This is a genomic window from Streptomyces sp. NPDC104202 (genome assembly GCF_055584185.1).
Map to the genome: position 1 here is coordinate 1 of NZ_JBVJMN010000008.1, position 14,772 is coordinate 14,772.

The window sequence follows — 14,772 nt, forward strand, 5'->3', positions numbered from 1 at the left end:
CGTTCCCACTCGGCATCACTCAGATCACCCCGCCCCATGCTCGTAGGAACGACTCGGGCACGGAGTAGTCACATGATCGACCGGACAAGTCCTAGATGATCTCGGACCAGGGCGCGACATCGGTGCCGGTCACCCGTGGACTACCAGTGGATTGGTTACGCCTGACCTGCCACGTGGAGGCCCGTGACCTGCCGCATCGCTTGGGTCTCAAACGCCCTCCGGAGCCTTGCGCAGAGAAGCCCCGTACTGAGTCCGGGGCTTCTCGTCGTGGGCGGGCACGTGTTGATCGCTAGCCGAAGGCCGCCGCTGGCAGCGTGGGGCCGTCGGTGCCGCTGGCGTGAATGTCCGGACAGGGAGGCAGCAAGCGGTGACCGCGGCTTTCCGCGACGCGCAAAGTGTCCCGCAAGGCTTCCGTGAGGTTTGTCGCCAGGGTTCGCACCTCTTCCGGGGCAGCCTCTGAGCCATCCAGCATCGCGGACGCGTGGTCCAGTAGCTCGGCGGCCAGGTCGAGCTGGAGCGCTTCGGTGTTGTCCGCCAGGCGGGACAGGTGGCCGTTGGCGTCGTCGGTGCTCAGGAAGCAGGGCTTGCCGTCGGGGCCTGACCAGGGTAGGAGCCGCAGTTCGTTGCGGGGCGTCATCCTTCCGTCTCCCTTTCTTTGATCGTGGGGTGGGTGGTGAAGACCGCGTCTGCGGGGTCGCCGGGAAGGACCAGGAGCGCGGCTTCCACTACGCGGCCGGTGGCGTTGGTTACCACGCTGGTGATCGCGAGGACGGCCAGTGTGGAACTGATTCGGAGGGTCGTCGCTTCTTCTGGCGTGGGGAGCCGGGCGGTGACCGTCTCTCGGATCTCGGCCGATGTCGGCTCCACTCCCTGGGGCCATGGCGTCAAACCGAGTTGGGCGGTCGGCGCCAGGTCGCGGGGGACGTAGATGCGGGCCAGGCTGTGAGGTGACTTTCCCTCGTGGGTGATGCAGAGGAACTCGGTCAGAGGGCTGTTCGACGAGACCCTCAGCAGGGCTCTGAGGTGTCCGCGCGCCCGGAGGTTGGTCGTGCGGATGCTGACCTGCAGTGCGGGATCGAAGGGCGTGCGGCCGCCGCCGGCGTACGTGATGCGCCGGAGTGGGGGACGGATGAAGTTCCCCTTGCCATGGACCTTTTCGATGACTCCCTCGGCTTGGAGGAGCGCGAGCGCGTTTCGCAGCGTCGGCGTGCTGACCTTGTAGTGGGTGGCGAGCTGGGTTTCCGAGGGGAGGCGTTCGCCGGCCTTGAGGTTGCCCGTCGAGATCTGGGCTCGCAGTTCAGCGGCGATGGCGTGGCGGCGCGAAGGCACGGCGGGAGTCACCGCCCTTCAGCATTCGCAGGGCGATGAGTCGAGTCCGGGAGTGCATCGTCAGAAGCTCGCCCGATTCGAAGAGGAGGCGTTTGGCGCCGCCGGGGAGTTGGAAAAGGTCGGCCACCCGGCACGGCTGACCGCCGATCTGAATGACGTCTCCGAGCTGCACGGGGGCCGAGGTGATCTCGACGTTGGAGGCAAGGGCACCGCTGGGTGCCCATCCCCTCACTGGGTTACCTCCCGCCGCGTGCTTCCGTCGTCGGTCGGGTGGCAGGTGCACTCGCACGCTTCGTAGACCACCGGGATCCCGACCGGTGCCGCGGCGGGGGAGGAGTGGGCGCAGTCGTGATGGGTGCCGATGTGGCAGGCGCTCGATCGGTAGGAGGCGGCGGAGCGTGTCACGCGCGGCTGAGGGGGGCCCGCCATTAGAGGGCCTCCGCCGGTGCGGACGCCGAGCGCTGCAACTCGTGCTCCTCGCTGGCCAGTACGTACGGGCGGACGAGCGCGTTGTCCTCGCCTGCGAGCACGTCGGTACGGATTCCACGCGGAGTCTTGAGCGCCGTCGGCCAGTTGCAGAGGCCGTGATGAACGATCGGCGGTCGGACGGGCGCTAAGAGGCGGCAGTGCCGGCGCGACGGGAGGTGTCGCGCTCTGGTACGTGTGAGGGCGCGGCGGATACGGTTGAGCATGCTGATCAGCTCCTATCGCTGATGGCCAGGTCCCCGGACGTCGCCTGTCGCGGGGACCGTTTGTTCACGGCGGCCCAGAGGGTTCGGCCGCCCAAGCTGGTGGCGAGGAGACCGAAGTGGTCTGCCTGGGCCAGGACTTCCAGGACCTCCCGCCATGTCTCGGTGGGGAGGGTTTCCGGTACCTCCGCTTCGATCGATGTGTGTTTGGTGTGTTCCTGCACGCGTGTGGTGAGTCCGATGGCGGACAGCTGGGCGGCGAGGGCCTCCGCGCTTACTTCTGGAGCAGGCACAGGGCAGCCTCCGTCACCGGCGATCACTTTGGGTGAAGCTAGTTAACTAGATTAGAGCTAGTGGACTAGATTTTCCATATGCCTGAGCAGCCGCCATACCTCCGCATCGCTGACGAACTACGGCGACGGATCGCGGAGCACGAGTGGACTCCTGGAGACCGGCTGCCCTCGCGAGCCCAGATCGGCCAGGAGTGCGGGGTGGGCGAGAACGTCGTACGCCGGGCCCAGGAGTTGTTGATCTCCCAGGGTGTGCTGGAGGGGCGGGCCGGGTCTGGAACTTATGTGGCCGAGCCCCGGCAGCGGGTGCGGATGGTGCGGTCCGCGGCGCGCGAGCAGCCTGACGGGTCGCCGTTCCGGGCCGACATGAAGGCAGTCGGGCGGAACGGCGGTTGGGAGAGCCGGACCGATGCGAAGGTGCCCGCGCCGGCGGAGATCGCTGCGCGGCTTGGGATCGGTGAGGGCGAGCTGTGCGTCCGGACCGTGTACGAGTTCCTCGCTGACGGGCTGCCGGTGCAGTTGTCGACGAGTTGGGAGCCGTACGACCTCACCGGCGGGACCCTAGTCGTTCTTCCCGAGGGTGGGCCGCACGCCGGGGCCGGCGTCGTGAACCGGATGGCCGAGATCGGCGTCACCGTGAGCCATGCCGTCGAGCAACCCGAGCCGCGACAGGCCACCGCCGAGGAAGCCTCGCTTCTCGGGGTCCAGAAGGCCGCGCTCGTCACGCACATCCGGCGCACGTACTACAGCGACCAGGGGCGGCCGGTGGAGACGGCGGACATCGTCGTCCCTGCTGCTCTGTGCGAGATTGTCTATGAGGTTCCGGTCAGCCGTTGACAAGCCGTGCCGGTCGACACGGGAGGGGCAGACATGGCGGGTGATCTCCAGTTCAGCTGGGAACTGAGCGGCTCTGGGTGGGCCACGTGCCGAATCGCCGACACTGCCGGGGAGCAGAAGAACTTCGTCAGCTACTGCACGAACGCACTGGCCGACCTGTTGTACGGGGTGGCGGGTTTGTACGGGGATTCATCCGTCCAGCGGGTCTCCTTCGACCTCGAACCGGCCGAGGTGAGGTGGCGGCTTCGGCGTCGAGGAGCCGACGTGGACATCGCCATCTACTACTTCCCGGACATGTCCGGGAGCTTGGATGCGCCCGACGAGGACGGCACGCTCTGCTGGAGTTCCACTCAACCCCGCCAGGTCTTGAGCCACGTAGTCATGGACGCTGCCCAGGCAGTCCTCAGTCTTCACGGCGAGGCTGGCTATCTGAAGAAGTGGGTCCAGCACCCGTTCCCCGTCGCCGCGCTGCAAGACCTTCGACGACTCCATCAGCGGGACGACTGCCAGCACGAGCAGTGCTGGGACAGCCGTGAGCGCTGACGTGGGCCAGTGACATTTACGAGTGGGAAGGGAGACGTAGGGATATGCACCAGGAGCGGCTTGACGAGAGGCTGTCTGATGACGAGCTGGAGTTGTTCGTCCAGTACCTGCACAGGTTCGCCAACCACGACGTGGACATCTTCCTGAATCTGGAAGTCGGAGACCCTGAGTACCCCGTCTACGTGGTGCTCGGTAGGGATTACCCCCCGATCGGGGATGCCGCGGACTATCGGCGGCCGTTCGCGGACCGGCGCCAGGTGACATCCAAATCTGACATCAACGACGGTGGATGACAGCAGCCCTACACGGCCCTTCGTGGCGTCCGCGAGCTGGGGTCGGCCCTCGCCGACCGTGATCCGCACGAGCTTACAAAGCAGATGTCGGCGGTTCGAAACCGTCCGCGCCCACCAGTGCAAAGGCCCCCAGCCGATCATGGCTGGGGGCCTTTGGCATCTACATCAACGTCCATGGCCACCGGGGCTCGGCTTCCTGGGGAGCGTGGGCTGCGGTGCCGTCGAAGGGGGAACGGTGGAGGACGTTTTCGACACGACCGGGAGACCGCCGGAAGGCTGGATGCACGCCCTCTTCCATGGCGGCCCGTACGGGGAGGATGTGGGCCGCTGCGTCCCGGGCCCTGTCGCGCCGGAGACGCTCGCGGTGCCGCTGGTCGAGGGCGGTGTCCATACGTACCGTCTGTGGACGGTGGGCTCGTGGTCCGATCCGGATGACCTCATAGCCGTCTACCACCCTGACGGACCCCCCGTGCCGCCGCCTCTCCTGACTGGCCAGGAGAAGGGGTGGCTCCGGGACAGGCATCAGAAGGAGGGACTCGGTCCGCTCAAGCTTGTCGCGCTGGCCGCCAGCGGACGGCTGGTCCGTGACCCCGACGCCTCCACCGTCGAGGCGATGCTTGCCGAGCTGCGGCGCAGGGAGCACCTGCTTCTCCAGCGGCTGACGGACCACGATGAGGGCGACTGGTACCTCCAAGTCCTGCTCGATGAGGACGACACCTACGAGGTGGTTCACCGGGCGGGCACGGCCGCTGAGCGCGAGGGGACGCGGTCGGCTTCCCGGGCCGCAGTCCGTGAGGCGGTCCTCGGCTGGGTTGCCGAGCAGCCGACGTGGCGCACCGCACTTGAGTGGCCCGAGCCTGGGGACGACTCCTGAGCAGTCGGCCCATGGGGCTTGTGGCGTCCCGTTGGGTGTTCTGGGCGAGGTGGTCGGAGGCGTTGATCGCCGCGGTGATCTTGGTTGGGTCGAGGAGGATTCCTCACGACGCGTGTGCGGTTTCCGTCCGCTGCTCCTTGGCTCGCGCGAGGGCAGCCCCCCGGGGGGTGCGGGCCCCTCGCCGGTGGGGGCGAGGGGCCCTGGGTGGGGTGGGTCAGGCGGGGAGTTGGGAGAGGAGGCGGCGGTCGCGGGGGGCTTGGGTGCGGGAGAGGCGGGCGTCGAGGAGGCGGCGGGCGGCGTCGCAGCGGCCGTCGGCGGTGAGGGCGTAGAGGAGGGTCTCCTCGACGACCTCGCGTTGGGCGGCGCTGCCGCCGACGCGGCGGAGGACGGGGAGGAGGGCGTCGAGGCCGAGGGCGGCCTCGCGGAAGCGCTCTTCGATGAGGGCGGTGAAGGCGTCGCAGAGGGGGGCGATGACCTCGCGCTGGACCTCGTCGGCGCCGGCGGCGTGGTCGCGGAGGCGGCGGAGGGCGGCGAGGTCGCCGGCGGCGGTGAGGGTGACGGCGGAGTGGAGGGCGGTGAAGGCGGTGGCGGGGCGTTCGAGGACCTCGGCCTCCACGGAGTCCAGGACGTCGGCGGTGGGCAGTTCGCCGCGCCAGCTGTCGCTGAGGCGGGCCCGCCAGAGCAGGGAGCCGGAGTCGACGAGGGCCCGGACGCCGGTGACGCGGCCCGGGGCGAGCTGGGTGAACCAGCGGCGGCGGACGGCGGCCGGGTCGTCCAGGGCCAGTTCGTGCAGCGCGATGTGCCAGGAGAAGTGGGCCCGGTGGACCGCGCCGCGGCCCCGGCCGGCGACCCAGCGTTCGAGCCAGTCGCGGCCCGCCTGGTGGGTGCCCGACTCGTAGTGGACGTGGGTGAGGGCGTGGACGGCGTGCCCGGAGGCGGGCTCGGCGGCCAGCGCGCGGTGGGCGAGTTCGCCGGCCTCGTGGAGGCGGCCCTGCTCCTGGCGGAGGAAGGCCAGCAGGGACGTGTGGAACCAGTGGCCGTCGTAGGCCGGTGAGGTGCGCTCGACGAGGCGGAGCGCGTAGTCGTCGTCGAGGTCGTCGACCCCGGAGAACGCGATGGTCGGCACGGCCGCCGCGAGCGCCAGCGCGTCGGCGGGGTGTGCGTCGAGGTGTTTCATCAGGGCGCCGTCGCCGTCCTCGCCGTGCACCCGCCGGGTGACGACCTCGACGAACGAACGCTCCCGCTCGTCGGCCCGCTCGCGCACGCACCGCTGCGCCTCCGCCAGCGCGCGGGGTACGTCGACGGCGGCGCCGCACTCGTGGCCGAGGAGGGCGAGGGCCGCGTGCCCGAGGGCGAAGCCGGGGTCGAGGCCGACGGCCCGGTGGAGGGCGGCTTCGGCGCCCGAGCGGACCTTGAGGATGCGGTCGAGGCCGGAACGGTACGCGGCCGCGGCCTCGGCGTGGGTCGACAGCGCGAGGCCGTGGCCGTCGAGGGGGCGGCGCGTGCTGCGGCGTCTGGGCGCGAGCGGCGCGAGGAGCGTCTGGGCGAGCGTGGCCGCCTGGACGCGGATCTCGGGGACCGCCGTCGTCTCCCACAGCTCGCCGCGGCGGGGTGCGCCCAGTGTGTACAGCGGCAGGGCCATGTGTCCCGGGGCGGCCAGGAGCCGGCCGTCGAGGGTCGCGACCCCCATGTCGAGCGGGCCGGGCACGGCCCTGCCGGAGGCGAGCAGCGAGTGCCACAGCGGGCCGTCCGGCCGCCGGCCGGGGCCTGTGCAGTCGATCACCCAGCCCACGTTCAGCTCACGGTCGCCGGACAGGCCGACCGTCAGCGACCCGTCGTCGAGGGTGGTCGCCCGCGTGACCGTGCCGGCGTGCAGGACCAGTCGTTTCGCCGTACGGGCGCGCTCCACGGACTCGGCGGTCGCGGGGGCCATCCGGTGGCGGTGGGTGTTCCACAACGCCCCGTCCCGCTCCAGGAGTTCGGCGCGCTCCTCGGGTACGAGGCCCTGCCACAGGCGGGTGGTGTGCGGCCGCAGGCTGTCCAGCGCCGGACGCCAGTCGCCGTGCAGGCGCACGGAGCGGGCGACGTGGTGGCGCACGGTGCGACGCAGCTGGTCGAGCGAGGCGCCGTACAGTCCGTTCGGCGCGGGCATCGGCCCGGCCGGGGTGAGGGCGTGCGGCTGGGGGAGCAGACCGTTGCGGGACACGGCGTGCACCGTCCGGCCGGGGCGTTCGAGGCTGAGGGCGAGGTCGACGGCGGTCAGCCCCGTGCCGACGAGCAGGATGTCGTCGGTGTCGCCCCGCGGCCCGTCGAGCGCGCCGCCCGTCCACGGTGACCCCACGAAGCGGGGCGCCGCGCGCAGCTCCTGGGGAGCCCACGCGCCGGTCGGTCCCGCGGGGCCCGTGGCCAGGACGGCCGCGTCCGCGGCGAGCCGTGTCCCGTCGGCCAGCCCGAGCTCCACCCGCCCCTCCGGCGTCCCGTCGCACCGCTCGGCGCGCGTGCGCAGCCGTCGGACGGACACCACGCCGTGCGCCCGCACGATGGCCTGGGCGAGGGTGTCGGCGAGGTAGGCGCCGTACCGGTAGCGGGTGGCGAAGTCGGCCGCCGTGACGGTCGGTTCACCGTGACGGCACAGCCAGCGCGTGAAGTGCCCCGGGTCGTCGGGATAGCAACTCATGCCCCCTGTGGGCACGTTGAGCCGGTGCCCGGGATCGGGCGTGGCGTACGCGACGCCCCGGCCCGCTTCCGGCGCCGGGTCGATCAGGACGAGGTCGAGGGGTGTGCGGCGGCGCGCCGCCGTCTCACAGAGGTGGACGGCGGTCAGTGTGCCGGCCGCTCCCACGCCGACCACGGCCACCGTGTACGGCATGTCCGGCGGGGAGGCGGCGGCGTGGGACGCGCCGGGGGTGTTCGCCACGCCGGGGGTGTTCGCCGCACCCGGCGCGTCCGCCGTGCGGGGAGTGACGCGGGCGCGGGGCGGGTTCGGCACGTGCGGCGTGTTCGGCTCGCTGACTGGACTCACGTAATCCTCCGGCATCGATCGGCGGCGGAGCCGACCGGGCATGGCTCCGCCTTCGGGTCCTTCCGCACTTTCCGACGGGATCAGTGGGGAAGTCGTGCCGGGACAGGGATCTCACCGCGCGGTCGAGGGACGGTGGGGTTTCGGTCGCGAAGGGTGGTCGCGCGGTGACGGTACGGGGTCGGCCGGGGGTTCGGGGAGAGCGCGCGCGCCGCGCCGGCAGGGCGTGAGCGGGGCGCGCGAGTCCGGCGTACGCGGGGGCGCGCGGGACGTCTCCGTGGGCCGTGCGGGCGGTCCCCGCGGGGTGCGCGGAGTCTTTCCGCGGACGGCCGCCGGGGGCGGGTGGGCGCAGGGCGAGGAGGGGGCCCCGTGGGCTCGGAGTGGGGGGCGGGTGCGGCGGGCTCCCGGGCAAGGGGACGTGCCCGGACTGGAGTTGACGGGCGACCGGCGGGGCGGATGTACTCCGGGCATGGCAGAAGCGGGGGACGCGCCCGAGACGGGCGTCGAGGCGGGTGTCGGCACGGGTGTCGGGACGGGCACGCAGAACGGCGAGATGACCGCGCAGCGGTACCTGGAGACCCGGCTGGCGCAGTACCAGGAGTGGTACGACGCCAAGGCGACCCGCATGAAGACGATGCATCTGCGGATGCGGACCGTCTCCGTCGTCGGGGCGGCGCTGGTACCGGTGTTCGTGAACCTGGACATGGCGTTCGCCCGGGTCACGGCGACGGTGCTGAGCGTGGTGGTCGTCGCGGCGGTGTCGCTGGAGAGCGTGTACCGGTACCGGGAGCAGTGGAAGAACTACCGGTCGACCGAGCAACTCCTCGGCCATGAACGGGTGTACTTCGAGACCAAGGTGGGTCCGTACCAGAACCTGGCGAAGCGGGAGGCGTTCTCCATCCTGGTCGCGCGGGTCGAGAAGGCGATCGCGAACGAGAACTCCGCGACGCTGAACGTGATGACGCTCGGCGGACAGGTCAACGCCGATGTGCAGCAGCAGTCCGGGGTGCCCGCGGCGCGCCAGGAGGCCGCGGGTTCCTGAGGTGGTCGGGTCGGCCGTCGTGACGCGCGGGTCGACCGCGAGGGGGTCATGAGGGGGCAGAGGGGTGCGGGCCCCGGAGTCGGCGCGGTCCGGGGCCCGTTGCCTCCCTGCGGGCCGGTGGGCGGGTCGTCCGGTGGTCAGACGCCCGGGCGGACCGGAGTGACGGCGGTGGTCGGGATCAGCACCACTTGTAGTCGTAGCGCGTCGAGTTGTACGAGCAGGCGCCGACGCGCGTGCCGTTGGCCTTGCGCAGGGTCGCCGTGTCGCGGTCGTTGTTCCAGACGTACGCCCCGCGGTTCTGGTAGACGTGCGCGGCGGTGTTCGTGCCGCGGCCCGTGTGGACCGTCACGATCTTGCCCTTGCCGAGCACGAAGTTCCCGAAGGTGTACTTGTGGTTGGCCGCGTCGGTCACGGTCCAGCCGCGGAGGTTGACCCCGGCGCCCGTGGTGTTGCGTATCTGCACGTACTCGGCGTTGAGGCTGGCGGTGGAGCGGTTGTCCGTGCCCGGGCTGTCGTAGTAGATCTTGTACAGGTGGACCGAACCGGCGGCCTGCGCCTGGGAAGGCAGCAGCAGCACGCCGGAGGCGGCGGCCGCGGCGACGGCCGCGAACGTACGAGTGCGAAGCATGAATGTCCCTCAGTTCCTTCCGGGCGCCCGCCGATGGGGCCCGGAGGGCACACACAATACGCACGTTCTTCACCGCGTCCGCACATGTCTCACTAGACTCGTGACATGGTCGACGACACGCTGCGGATCACGGTCCTGGGGTCCGCCACGCCCTTCCCCCGGCCGGACAATCCCTGCTCCGGCCACCTCGTCGAGGGCGGCGGCGTCCGGATCTGGGTGGACGCCGGCACGGGCACGCTCGCGGAGCTCCAGCGTCACGTCGGCCTCGGTGACGTCGACGCCGTGTGGATCTCCCATCTGCACGCCGACCACAGCGCCGACCTGCTGACCGCCTTCTACGGGCTGCTGTACGCCGGACTCGACGTCGAGCTGCCCGTCCCCCTCCTCGCGCCACCCGGGACCGCCGACCGGCTCGCCGGCTTCCTCACCAACGGCCCGGCGCGCAGCCCCGTCGAAAAAGCCTTCGCCGTCACGGAGTTGTACGACGGCCACACCGTCCGGATCGGCGGCCTCACCCTCCGGTCCCGCGCCGTCGACCATGACGGGCCCGACGCCTTCGCCCTGCGCGTCGAGGACGAGAGGGGGCGTTCGCTCGTCTACTCGGGGGACTGCGAGCCCTGCCCCTCGCTCATCGAACTCGCCCTCGACTGCGACCTGTTCGTCTGTGAGGCCGACGGTGACGTGCCGGGTCACCACTCGGCCGGCCAGGCCGGGCGGAGCGCGGCCGAGGCCCGCGTCGGCCGTCTCGTCGTGACCCACGTCGGACCCGGGACCGCACCGGACGAGGCCGTCGCCCTCGCCGCCGCCGCGTTCGCCGGGGACGTCGTCCACGCCGATCCCGGGGCGTGCTTCGAGGTCGTCGGCCGGGGGGCGGAGAGGGGCGCGGGGCGCGCGGAAGTGGGGCGCGCGGGCGTGGGGCAGCGCGGGCGTGGAGTAGGGCGGGGGGCGTGAGAGGGCGCGCGCACCTGGGGGAGGCCCGTTGCTGAGAGCTGAGAGCTGAGAGCTGAGAGCTGAGGGCTGAGAGCTGAGGGCTGAGGTCGCGGGAGGGGCCTGCGGGCCGCGGGAAGGGGCGTGAGGCCGGAGGCGGAGTCGTCCCCGTGGGGCGGTGGCGGGCGGAGGGAGCTCCGGCTGCCGCGGGCGGGCCGGTGGGCGCGCGGTGTCCGTCTCGCCGGTCGGCGGGGGCGGGGGTCCGGCCGGGGCGTCACGCGTCGAAGTCGTACTCCAGGACATACGAGGACGAGTCCAGGGTCATCTCGTTGAGCTCCACGGCGACGCCGGGGCCGGTGAAGGCCGTGCGGCCGATGAGGACCACCGGGGTGCCGAACTCCAGGGAGAGGCGGTCGGTCTCGTCCGCCGTCGGCATGCGGCAGCGGATCTCCTCGCGGAAGCGGACGGGGCGGTGCCCGAGTTCGGTCAGCCGGGCGTAGGTGCCGCCGGGGCCCGTGTCCGGCTCCGTGATCGGCGTACCGCGGACGAGTTCGGCGGAGAGGTACGAGACCGAGAGCAGCACCGGTTTCGTGTCGAGGACGAAGCGGCGGCTGCGGACGCAGACGGGGGCGCCCGGCGACAGGTTGAGGGCGTCGGCGACCCGGCCGCCCGCCTCCGTCTCGCCCACCTCGATCTGGTCGACGACGAGGTCGCGGTCCTCGACGTCCGCGGACCAGACGGAACGGCCGTTGCCCCAGCGGTCGCCGGCGAGGCGGGGGATGCCGCGGCGGCGCAGCGGGCGGAAGGCGCGGACGAAGACCCCGGCGCCCCTGCGGGCCTCGGTCAGCCCCTCGCCGCGCAGGACGGCCAGGGCCTGCCGGGCCGTCATCCGGGCCACCTCGTACGTGGTCATGAGGTCGTTCTCGCCGGGGAGGCGGTCTCCCGGCGCGAAGGCGCCCGACTGGATCGCGGACCTCAACTCGTCCGCGATGCGCTGGTACTTGGGCCGACGGGCGCCGTCCTGGTCAGTCACGGGTGGACCACTCCCTTCATCTGCGGGACACCCTACGGCGCACCCCCGGCCCGGGGTCCACAGGCGTACGCCGTCCCACTCGTGCGATCCATCCATCGGGGGACATCTCTAGAGATACGTTGACAGGGAGGGGCCGGGGGGCTTCTCTGGTTCTCCCCGGAATTCAGGATTCGGGACGGAGGGGATGCGTGCAGCCACTGCCCGAGGTCGGTGACCTCGTCCGCGACACCGCCACCGGGCGGGTCGGTTTCTACGTGGAGAGCGTCTCCGGGCGCTTCCTCATCCGCGCCGTCCACGGCGGAGCCGAGTGGGAGGCGGAGCCCTTCGACGTCCAGCCCGCCACCCCCCTGCGCGAGCTACGGGCCCGCGCCGCCGAGATCAACGCACGGAGCAGGCGCGGTTTCGGCGGGTGACCGCGGCGGGGGCGGTTGTCAGTGGGGCGCGCCACACTGGAGGCATGTGCCGCAGCATCAAGACGCTCCGCCCGCCCGTTCTGCCCGAGGAGGCGACCGAGGACGACATCCGGGCCGCCGCCCTGCAGTACGTCCGCAAGGTCTCGGGCTTCCGTGCCCCGGCCGCCCACAACCGCGAGGTGTTCGAGCGGGCCGTGGACGAGATCGCGGACGCCACCGCGAGACTCCTCGACGGTCTGGAGGTGCGCGGGTCGCACCCGCCCGTCAGGAGGCCGGAGCGGCAGCCGCAGCCGGACGCCGTATGACGTACGCGGCGAGGCCGCCCGCGAGGAACAGCGCCAGGGCCGAGACCCCCGCGCTGAACCAGGTGGCGCCCAGCCACTGACCGCCCAGCCAGCCCAGCCCCACGCTGTACGACGCCCAGGTCACCCCCGCCAGCGCCGACCACGGCAGGAACTCCTCGACGCGCCGCTTCGCCGCGCCCGCGCCCAGGGACACCACCGAGCGGCCGGCCGGCGCGAACCGCGCGAGGACCACCAGCAGGCCGCCGCCCCGTGCCAGGGCCGTGCCGAGACGTTCCTGCGCGAGGGAGAGCCGTCGGGAGCGCGCCAGCGTCCGGTGCAGCCTTCCGCTGCCCCGCCGCGCCAGGCGGTAGGCGAGGAAGTCCCCGAGCACCGACGCCGAGGCCGCGCACAGCAGCAGCGGCAGCAGGGACGGCACGTCCGGCGAGGCCGCCGTGGCCGTCGCCGCCGCCGTGGCGGCGGTGATGACCAGGAAACCGCTCGGCAGTACGGGCAGGAACACGTCGAGCAGGATCGACGCCGCCACCACCGGGTAGATCCACGGGCCCGCGGTCAACGACCGGAGCGAGCCGAGGCTGTCGAGCAGATTCACAGGCCAAGAGCCTACGCGGGCCCGTCACCCCGGCCCCGCGCGGGTGCCGCCGCCCCGAGTGACCCCCGAGCCGCACCCGAGGGGGACCCGAGCGGCGGGGGCGGGGTGCCCGGGGACGGGGCCGTCCGCGGCTGGGGTGCGGGTCCGTCGTGGGCCCCGAGGGGAGGGGCCCTCCGAGACCGCCGGAGAAGCAGGACGCCCTGGATCCGGGCCTTCCGGTGGAGAATCCGTAAGCCCTGGATCCGGGCCTCCCGGCGGAGAAGCCGTGAGCCCCGGATCCGGGCCTCCTGGTGGAGAAGCCGTGAGCCCCGGATCCGGGCCTCCTGGCGGAAAGGCCGGAAACCGTGCTGCGGTTTCCGGCCTGTCGCGGTAGCGGGCCGGCGGGGGCCGCCCGGTGGGGCCGGACGGTGCCGACGGGTCCGCCGGGGGTCAGGCGGCGACGGGTGTGGTGTGGGGCTCCTGCTGGTCGTCGGCGGAGGTGCGGGGGGCGACGCGGGCGCCGAAGAGGCGGTCGAGGGCGAGGGCGCCGGGGCCGGTGAAGACGAGGAGCGCGAAGGCCCAGCAGAAGAGGGCGGCGGTCTCGCCACCGTTCTGGAGGGGGAAGAGGGCCTCGGGCTGGTGGACCTTGAAGTAGGCGTAGGCCATCGATCCGGAGGCCAGGAACGCGGCGCTGCGGGTGCCGAGACCGGCGAGGACCAGGACACCGGCGCCGAGCTGGATGACGGCGGCGTACCAGCCGGGCCAGGTGCCGGCCGGGACGGTGCCGCCGCCCATGCCGCCGCCGAGGACGCCGAAGAGCGAGGCGGCGCCGTGGCAGGCGAAGAGGAGGCCGACGACGATGCGGAAGAGGCCGACCGCGTACGGCTGGGCCTGGTTCAGGCGGCCCGTGAGCGGGGCAGGGGTGGGGGAGGGAGGCATGGGGGAACTCCTTCGGCCTGACCCCGTCCGTGGGGAGGACGGGGCGTGGGGGACGGAAACCGATGAGGCCGTCAGGTTAGGCATCCCTCACTTGTGCTTGCAAGTTCAACATTCAGCCACCGGGGAGCGTGTGGGAAGGCTCACTCCCCGGTGGCTGTCATGTCGCGCTCCGCTCAGGCCGCCCCTCGGTCCCGTGCGCGGTCGGCCCGTGACGGGACCTCAGGGGTCACCGCGTCAGCAGCCGTTGAGGACGGACTGGAGGGCGCTCTTCTCGGCGGAGTCGACGCTGAGGTTGTAGTAGTACTTCACCTGCACCCAGGCGCGGGTGTACGTGCAGCGGTACGAGGTCCGCGAGGGGAGCCACTTCGCCGGGTCGAGGTCGCCCTTGGCCTGGTTGACGTTGTCCGTCACGGCTATGAGCTGCGGCCGGGTCAGGTCGTTCGCGAAGGCCTGGCGCTGGGCGGTCGTCCAGGAGTTGGCGCCCGAGCGCCATGCCTCGGCGAGCGGGACCATGTGGTCGATGTCGAGGTCGGAGGCGGCCGTCCAGGTGGCGCCGTCGTACTCGGAGAACCAGCTGCCGCTGGTGGCGGCACAGCTGGAGTCGGTGACGACGTTCACGCCGTCGCGCTTGAGTACGGTCTCGCGCGTGTTGCAGGCGCCGGACTGGGTGATCCAGTGCGGGAACAGGTCGCGGCTGTAGCCCGAGGTCGTGCCCTCGGCCTTCACGGTGAGCGAGGCCAGGTAGGAGCGGGCCGTCGAGGCGCTGACCGGGGTCGGCATGGCCGCCTGCGCGGACGGGGCGGTCGCGAGCAGGCCGGTGACCGTGACGGCGGCCGAGGTGGCGAGAACGGCGAGTCGACGCGCGTAGATCTTGCCGACGGGCATGGGAACTCCCTTGAGGTGTGGGGACCTTGGCGTGTGCCGTCCCCGGCGGGTGCCGGGCGGCGGCCCGGTCATCGTGGCGGCGCGAGGTTTCGTCGTGGGGTGCGCCAGGTAACAGCGTGGCGACATGGGCACGTCACATCAAGGGGTGTGACGTGTCT

At 72.0% G+C, this 14,772-nt stretch carries 17 protein-coding genes and 1 pseudogene; 8 read left to right on the plus strand and 10 right to left on the minus strand.

The window, feature by feature from the left end; all coding sequences use genetic code 11:
• Positions 1 to 289 precede the first annotated feature (289 nt).
• The 4 genes and pseudogenes from ACZ60W_RS07635 to ACZ60W_RS07650 all read right to left on the minus strand — a co-directional run bounded on the left by ACZ60W_RS07635 (position 290) and on the right by ACZ60W_RS07650 (position 2,311).
• A complete protein-coding gene (locus ACZ60W_RS07635) occupies positions 290 to 637 on the minus strand; it encodes a hypothetical protein (protein WP_469754450.1) in 348 nt (115 codons plus the stop codon).
• The gene (locus ACZ60W_RS07640) at positions 634 to 1,341 is read right to left on the minus strand and encodes a GntR family transcriptional regulator (RefSeq protein ID WP_469754451.1); all 708 of its coding nucleotides are present in this window, start codon (positions 1,339 to 1,341) and stop codon (positions 634 to 636) included. The genes ACZ60W_RS07635 and ACZ60W_RS07640 overlap by 4 nt, the downstream gene beginning before the upstream one ends.
• The gene (locus tag ACZ60W_RS07645; protein ID WP_469754452.1) at positions 1,298 to 1,561 is read right to left on the minus strand and encodes a hypothetical protein; all 264 of its coding nucleotides are present in this window, start codon (positions 1,559 to 1,561) and stop codon (positions 1,298 to 1,300) included. The genes ACZ60W_RS07640 and ACZ60W_RS07645 overlap by 44 nt, the downstream gene beginning before the upstream one ends.
• Before the next feature lie 472 nt (positions 1,562 to 2,033).
• Positions 2,034 to 2,311: pseudogene (locus tag ACZ60W_RS07650) on the minus strand (hypothetical protein).
• A gap of 78 nt (positions 2,312 to 2,389) precedes the next feature.
• On the opposite strand from ACZ60W_RS07650, the gene ACZ60W_RS07655 reads away from it, so the two are divergent.
• The 4 genes from ACZ60W_RS07655 to ACZ60W_RS07670 all read left to right on the plus strand — a co-directional run bounded on the left by ACZ60W_RS07655 (position 2,390) and on the right by ACZ60W_RS07670 (position 4,855).
• Positions 2,390 to 3,145: a GntR family transcriptional regulator gene (locus ACZ60W_RS07655; protein WP_469754453.1), complete on the plus strand. Its 756-nt coding sequence runs from the start codon at positions 2,390 to 2,392 to the stop codon at positions 3,143 to 3,145.
• A gap of 33 nt (positions 3,146 to 3,178) precedes the next feature.
• A complete protein-coding gene (locus tag ACZ60W_RS07660; RefSeq protein ID WP_469754454.1) occupies positions 3,179 to 3,688 on the plus strand; it encodes a hypothetical protein in 510 nt (169 codons plus the stop codon).
• Between the two features lie 44 nt (positions 3,689 to 3,732).
• Entirely contained in the window at positions 3,733 to 3,981 is a 249-nt protein-coding gene (locus ACZ60W_RS07665; RefSeq protein ID WP_469754455.1) for a hypothetical protein, read from the plus strand.
• Positions 3,982 to 4,216: 235 nt separating this feature from the next.
• Positions 4,217 to 4,855 (plus strand): hypothetical protein, encoded by a 639-nt coding sequence (locus tag ACZ60W_RS07670; protein ID WP_469754456.1) that lies wholly within the window; start codon positions 4,217 to 4,219, stop codon positions 4,853 to 4,855.
• A gap of 214 nt (positions 4,856 to 5,069) precedes the next feature.
• On the opposite strand, the gene ACZ60W_RS07675 is transcribed toward ACZ60W_RS07670, so the two are convergent.
• Entirely contained in the window at positions 5,070 to 7,724 is a 2,655-nt protein-coding gene (locus tag ACZ60W_RS07675) for an FAD/NAD(P)-binding protein (protein ID WP_469754611.1), read from the minus strand.
• 619 nt (positions 7,725 to 8,343) lie between these two features.
• On the opposite strand from ACZ60W_RS07675, the gene ACZ60W_RS07680 reads away from it, so the two are divergent.
• Positions 8,344 to 8,916 (plus strand): DUF4231 domain-containing protein, encoded by a 573-nt coding sequence (locus ACZ60W_RS07680; RefSeq protein ID WP_469754457.1) that lies wholly within the window; start codon positions 8,344 to 8,346, stop codon positions 8,914 to 8,916.
• Between the two features lie 178 nt (positions 8,917 to 9,094).
• On the opposite strand, the gene ACZ60W_RS07685 is transcribed toward ACZ60W_RS07680, so the two are convergent.
• Positions 9,095 to 9,544 carry a lamin tail domain-containing protein gene (locus ACZ60W_RS07685; RefSeq protein ID WP_469754458.1) on the minus strand — a complete coding sequence of 150 codons (450 nt, stop codon included), beginning with the start codon at positions 9,542 to 9,544 and terminating at the stop codon, positions 9,095 to 9,097.
• A gap of 105 nt (positions 9,545 to 9,649) precedes the next feature.
• Here ACZ60W_RS07685 and ACZ60W_RS07690 point away from each other — a divergent pair, with 105 nt between their 5' ends.
• Positions 9,650 to 10,495: an MBL fold metallo-hydrolase gene (locus ACZ60W_RS07690; RefSeq protein WP_469754459.1), complete on the plus strand. Its 846-nt coding sequence runs from the start codon at positions 9,650 to 9,652 to the stop codon at positions 10,493 to 10,495.
• A 250-nt stretch (positions 10,496 to 10,745) separates the two neighbouring features.
• Here the strand turns inward: ACZ60W_RS07690 and ACZ60W_RS07695 are convergent, their stop codons facing one another.
• Positions 10,746 to 11,504, minus strand: a complete 759-nt coding sequence (locus ACZ60W_RS07695; RefSeq protein ID WP_469754460.1) for a GntR family transcriptional regulator — start codon at positions 11,502 to 11,504, stop codon at positions 10,746 to 10,748.
• A 188-nt stretch (positions 11,505 to 11,692) separates the two neighbouring features.
• On the opposite strand from ACZ60W_RS07695, the gene ACZ60W_RS07700 reads away from it, so the two are divergent.
• On the plus strand, positions 11,693 to 11,917 hold the full coding sequence (locus ACZ60W_RS07700) for a hypothetical protein (protein WP_469754461.1): 225 nt from the start codon (positions 11,693 to 11,695) through the stop codon (positions 11,915 to 11,917).
• Positions 11,918 to 11,961: 44 nt separating this feature from the next.
• Positions 11,962 to 12,222 (plus strand): DUF2277 domain-containing protein, encoded by a 261-nt coding sequence (locus ACZ60W_RS07705; protein ID WP_469754462.1) that lies wholly within the window; start codon positions 11,962 to 11,964, stop codon positions 12,220 to 12,222.
• Here ACZ60W_RS07705 and ACZ60W_RS07710 read toward each other — a convergent pair.
• The 3 genes from ACZ60W_RS07710 to ACZ60W_RS07720 all read right to left on the minus strand — a co-directional run bounded on the left by ACZ60W_RS07710 (position 12,182) and on the right by ACZ60W_RS07720 (position 14,614).
• Positions 12,182 to 12,805: a DedA family protein gene (locus ACZ60W_RS07710; RefSeq protein ID WP_469754612.1), complete on the minus strand. Its 624-nt coding sequence runs from the start codon at positions 12,803 to 12,805 to the stop codon at positions 12,182 to 12,184. The genes ACZ60W_RS07705 and ACZ60W_RS07710 overlap by 41 nt on opposite strands.
• Before the next feature lie 435 nt (positions 12,806 to 13,240).
• Entirely contained in the window at positions 13,241 to 13,729 is a 489-nt protein-coding gene (locus ACZ60W_RS07715) for a DoxX family protein (RefSeq protein ID WP_469754463.1), read from the minus strand.
• A gap of 234 nt (positions 13,730 to 13,963) precedes the next feature.
• Entirely contained in the window at positions 13,964 to 14,614 is a 651-nt protein-coding gene (locus ACZ60W_RS07720) for an HNH endonuclease family protein (protein ID WP_469754464.1), read from the minus strand.
• Positions 14,615 to 14,772 lie beyond the last annotated feature (158 nt).

What these genes read in the sequence shown, in the direction of transcription:
- ACZ60W_RS07635 (WP_469754450.1), bottom strand. Translation starts at nt 637, where the DNA reads ATGACGCCCCGCAACGAACTGCGGCTCCTACCCTGGTCAGGCCCCGAC.
- ACZ60W_RS07655 (WP_469754453.1), top strand. Translation starts at nt 2,390, where the DNA reads ATGCCTGAGCAGCCGCCATACCTCCGCATCGCTGACGAACTACGGCGA.
- ACZ60W_RS07660 (WP_469754454.1), top strand. Translation starts at nt 3,179, where the DNA reads ATGGCGGGTGATCTCCAGTTCAGCTGGGAACTGAGCGGCTCTGGGTGG.
- ACZ60W_RS07665 (WP_469754455.1), top strand. Translation starts at nt 3,733, where the DNA reads ATGCACCAGGAGCGGCTTGACGAGAGGCTGTCTGATGACGAGCTGGAG.
- ACZ60W_RS07675 (WP_469754611.1), bottom strand. Translation starts at nt 7,724, where the DNA reads ATGCCGTACACGGTGGCCGTGGTCGGCGTGGGAGCGGCCGGCACACTG.
- ACZ60W_RS07680 (WP_469754457.1), top strand. Translation starts at nt 8,344, where the DNA reads ATGGCAGAAGCGGGGGACGCGCCCGAGACGGGCGTCGAGGCGGGTGTC.
- ACZ60W_RS07685 (WP_469754458.1), bottom strand. Translation starts at nt 9,544, where the DNA reads ATGCTTCGCACTCGTACGTTCGCGGCCGTCGCCGCGGCCGCCGCCTCC.
- ACZ60W_RS07690 (WP_469754459.1), top strand. Translation starts at nt 9,650, where the DNA reads ATGGTCGACGACACGCTGCGGATCACGGTCCTGGGGTCCGCCACGCCC.
- ACZ60W_RS07705 (WP_469754462.1), top strand. Translation starts at nt 11,962, where the DNA reads ATGTGCCGCAGCATCAAGACGCTCCGCCCGCCCGTTCTGCCCGAGGAG.
- ACZ60W_RS07715 (WP_469754463.1), bottom strand. Translation starts at nt 13,729, where the DNA reads ATGCCTCCCTCCCCCACCCCTGCCCCGCTCACGGGCCGCCTGAACCAG.
- ACZ60W_RS07720 (WP_469754464.1), bottom strand. Translation starts at nt 14,614, where the DNA reads ATGCCCGTCGGCAAGATCTACGCGCGTCGACTCGCCGTTCTCGCCACC.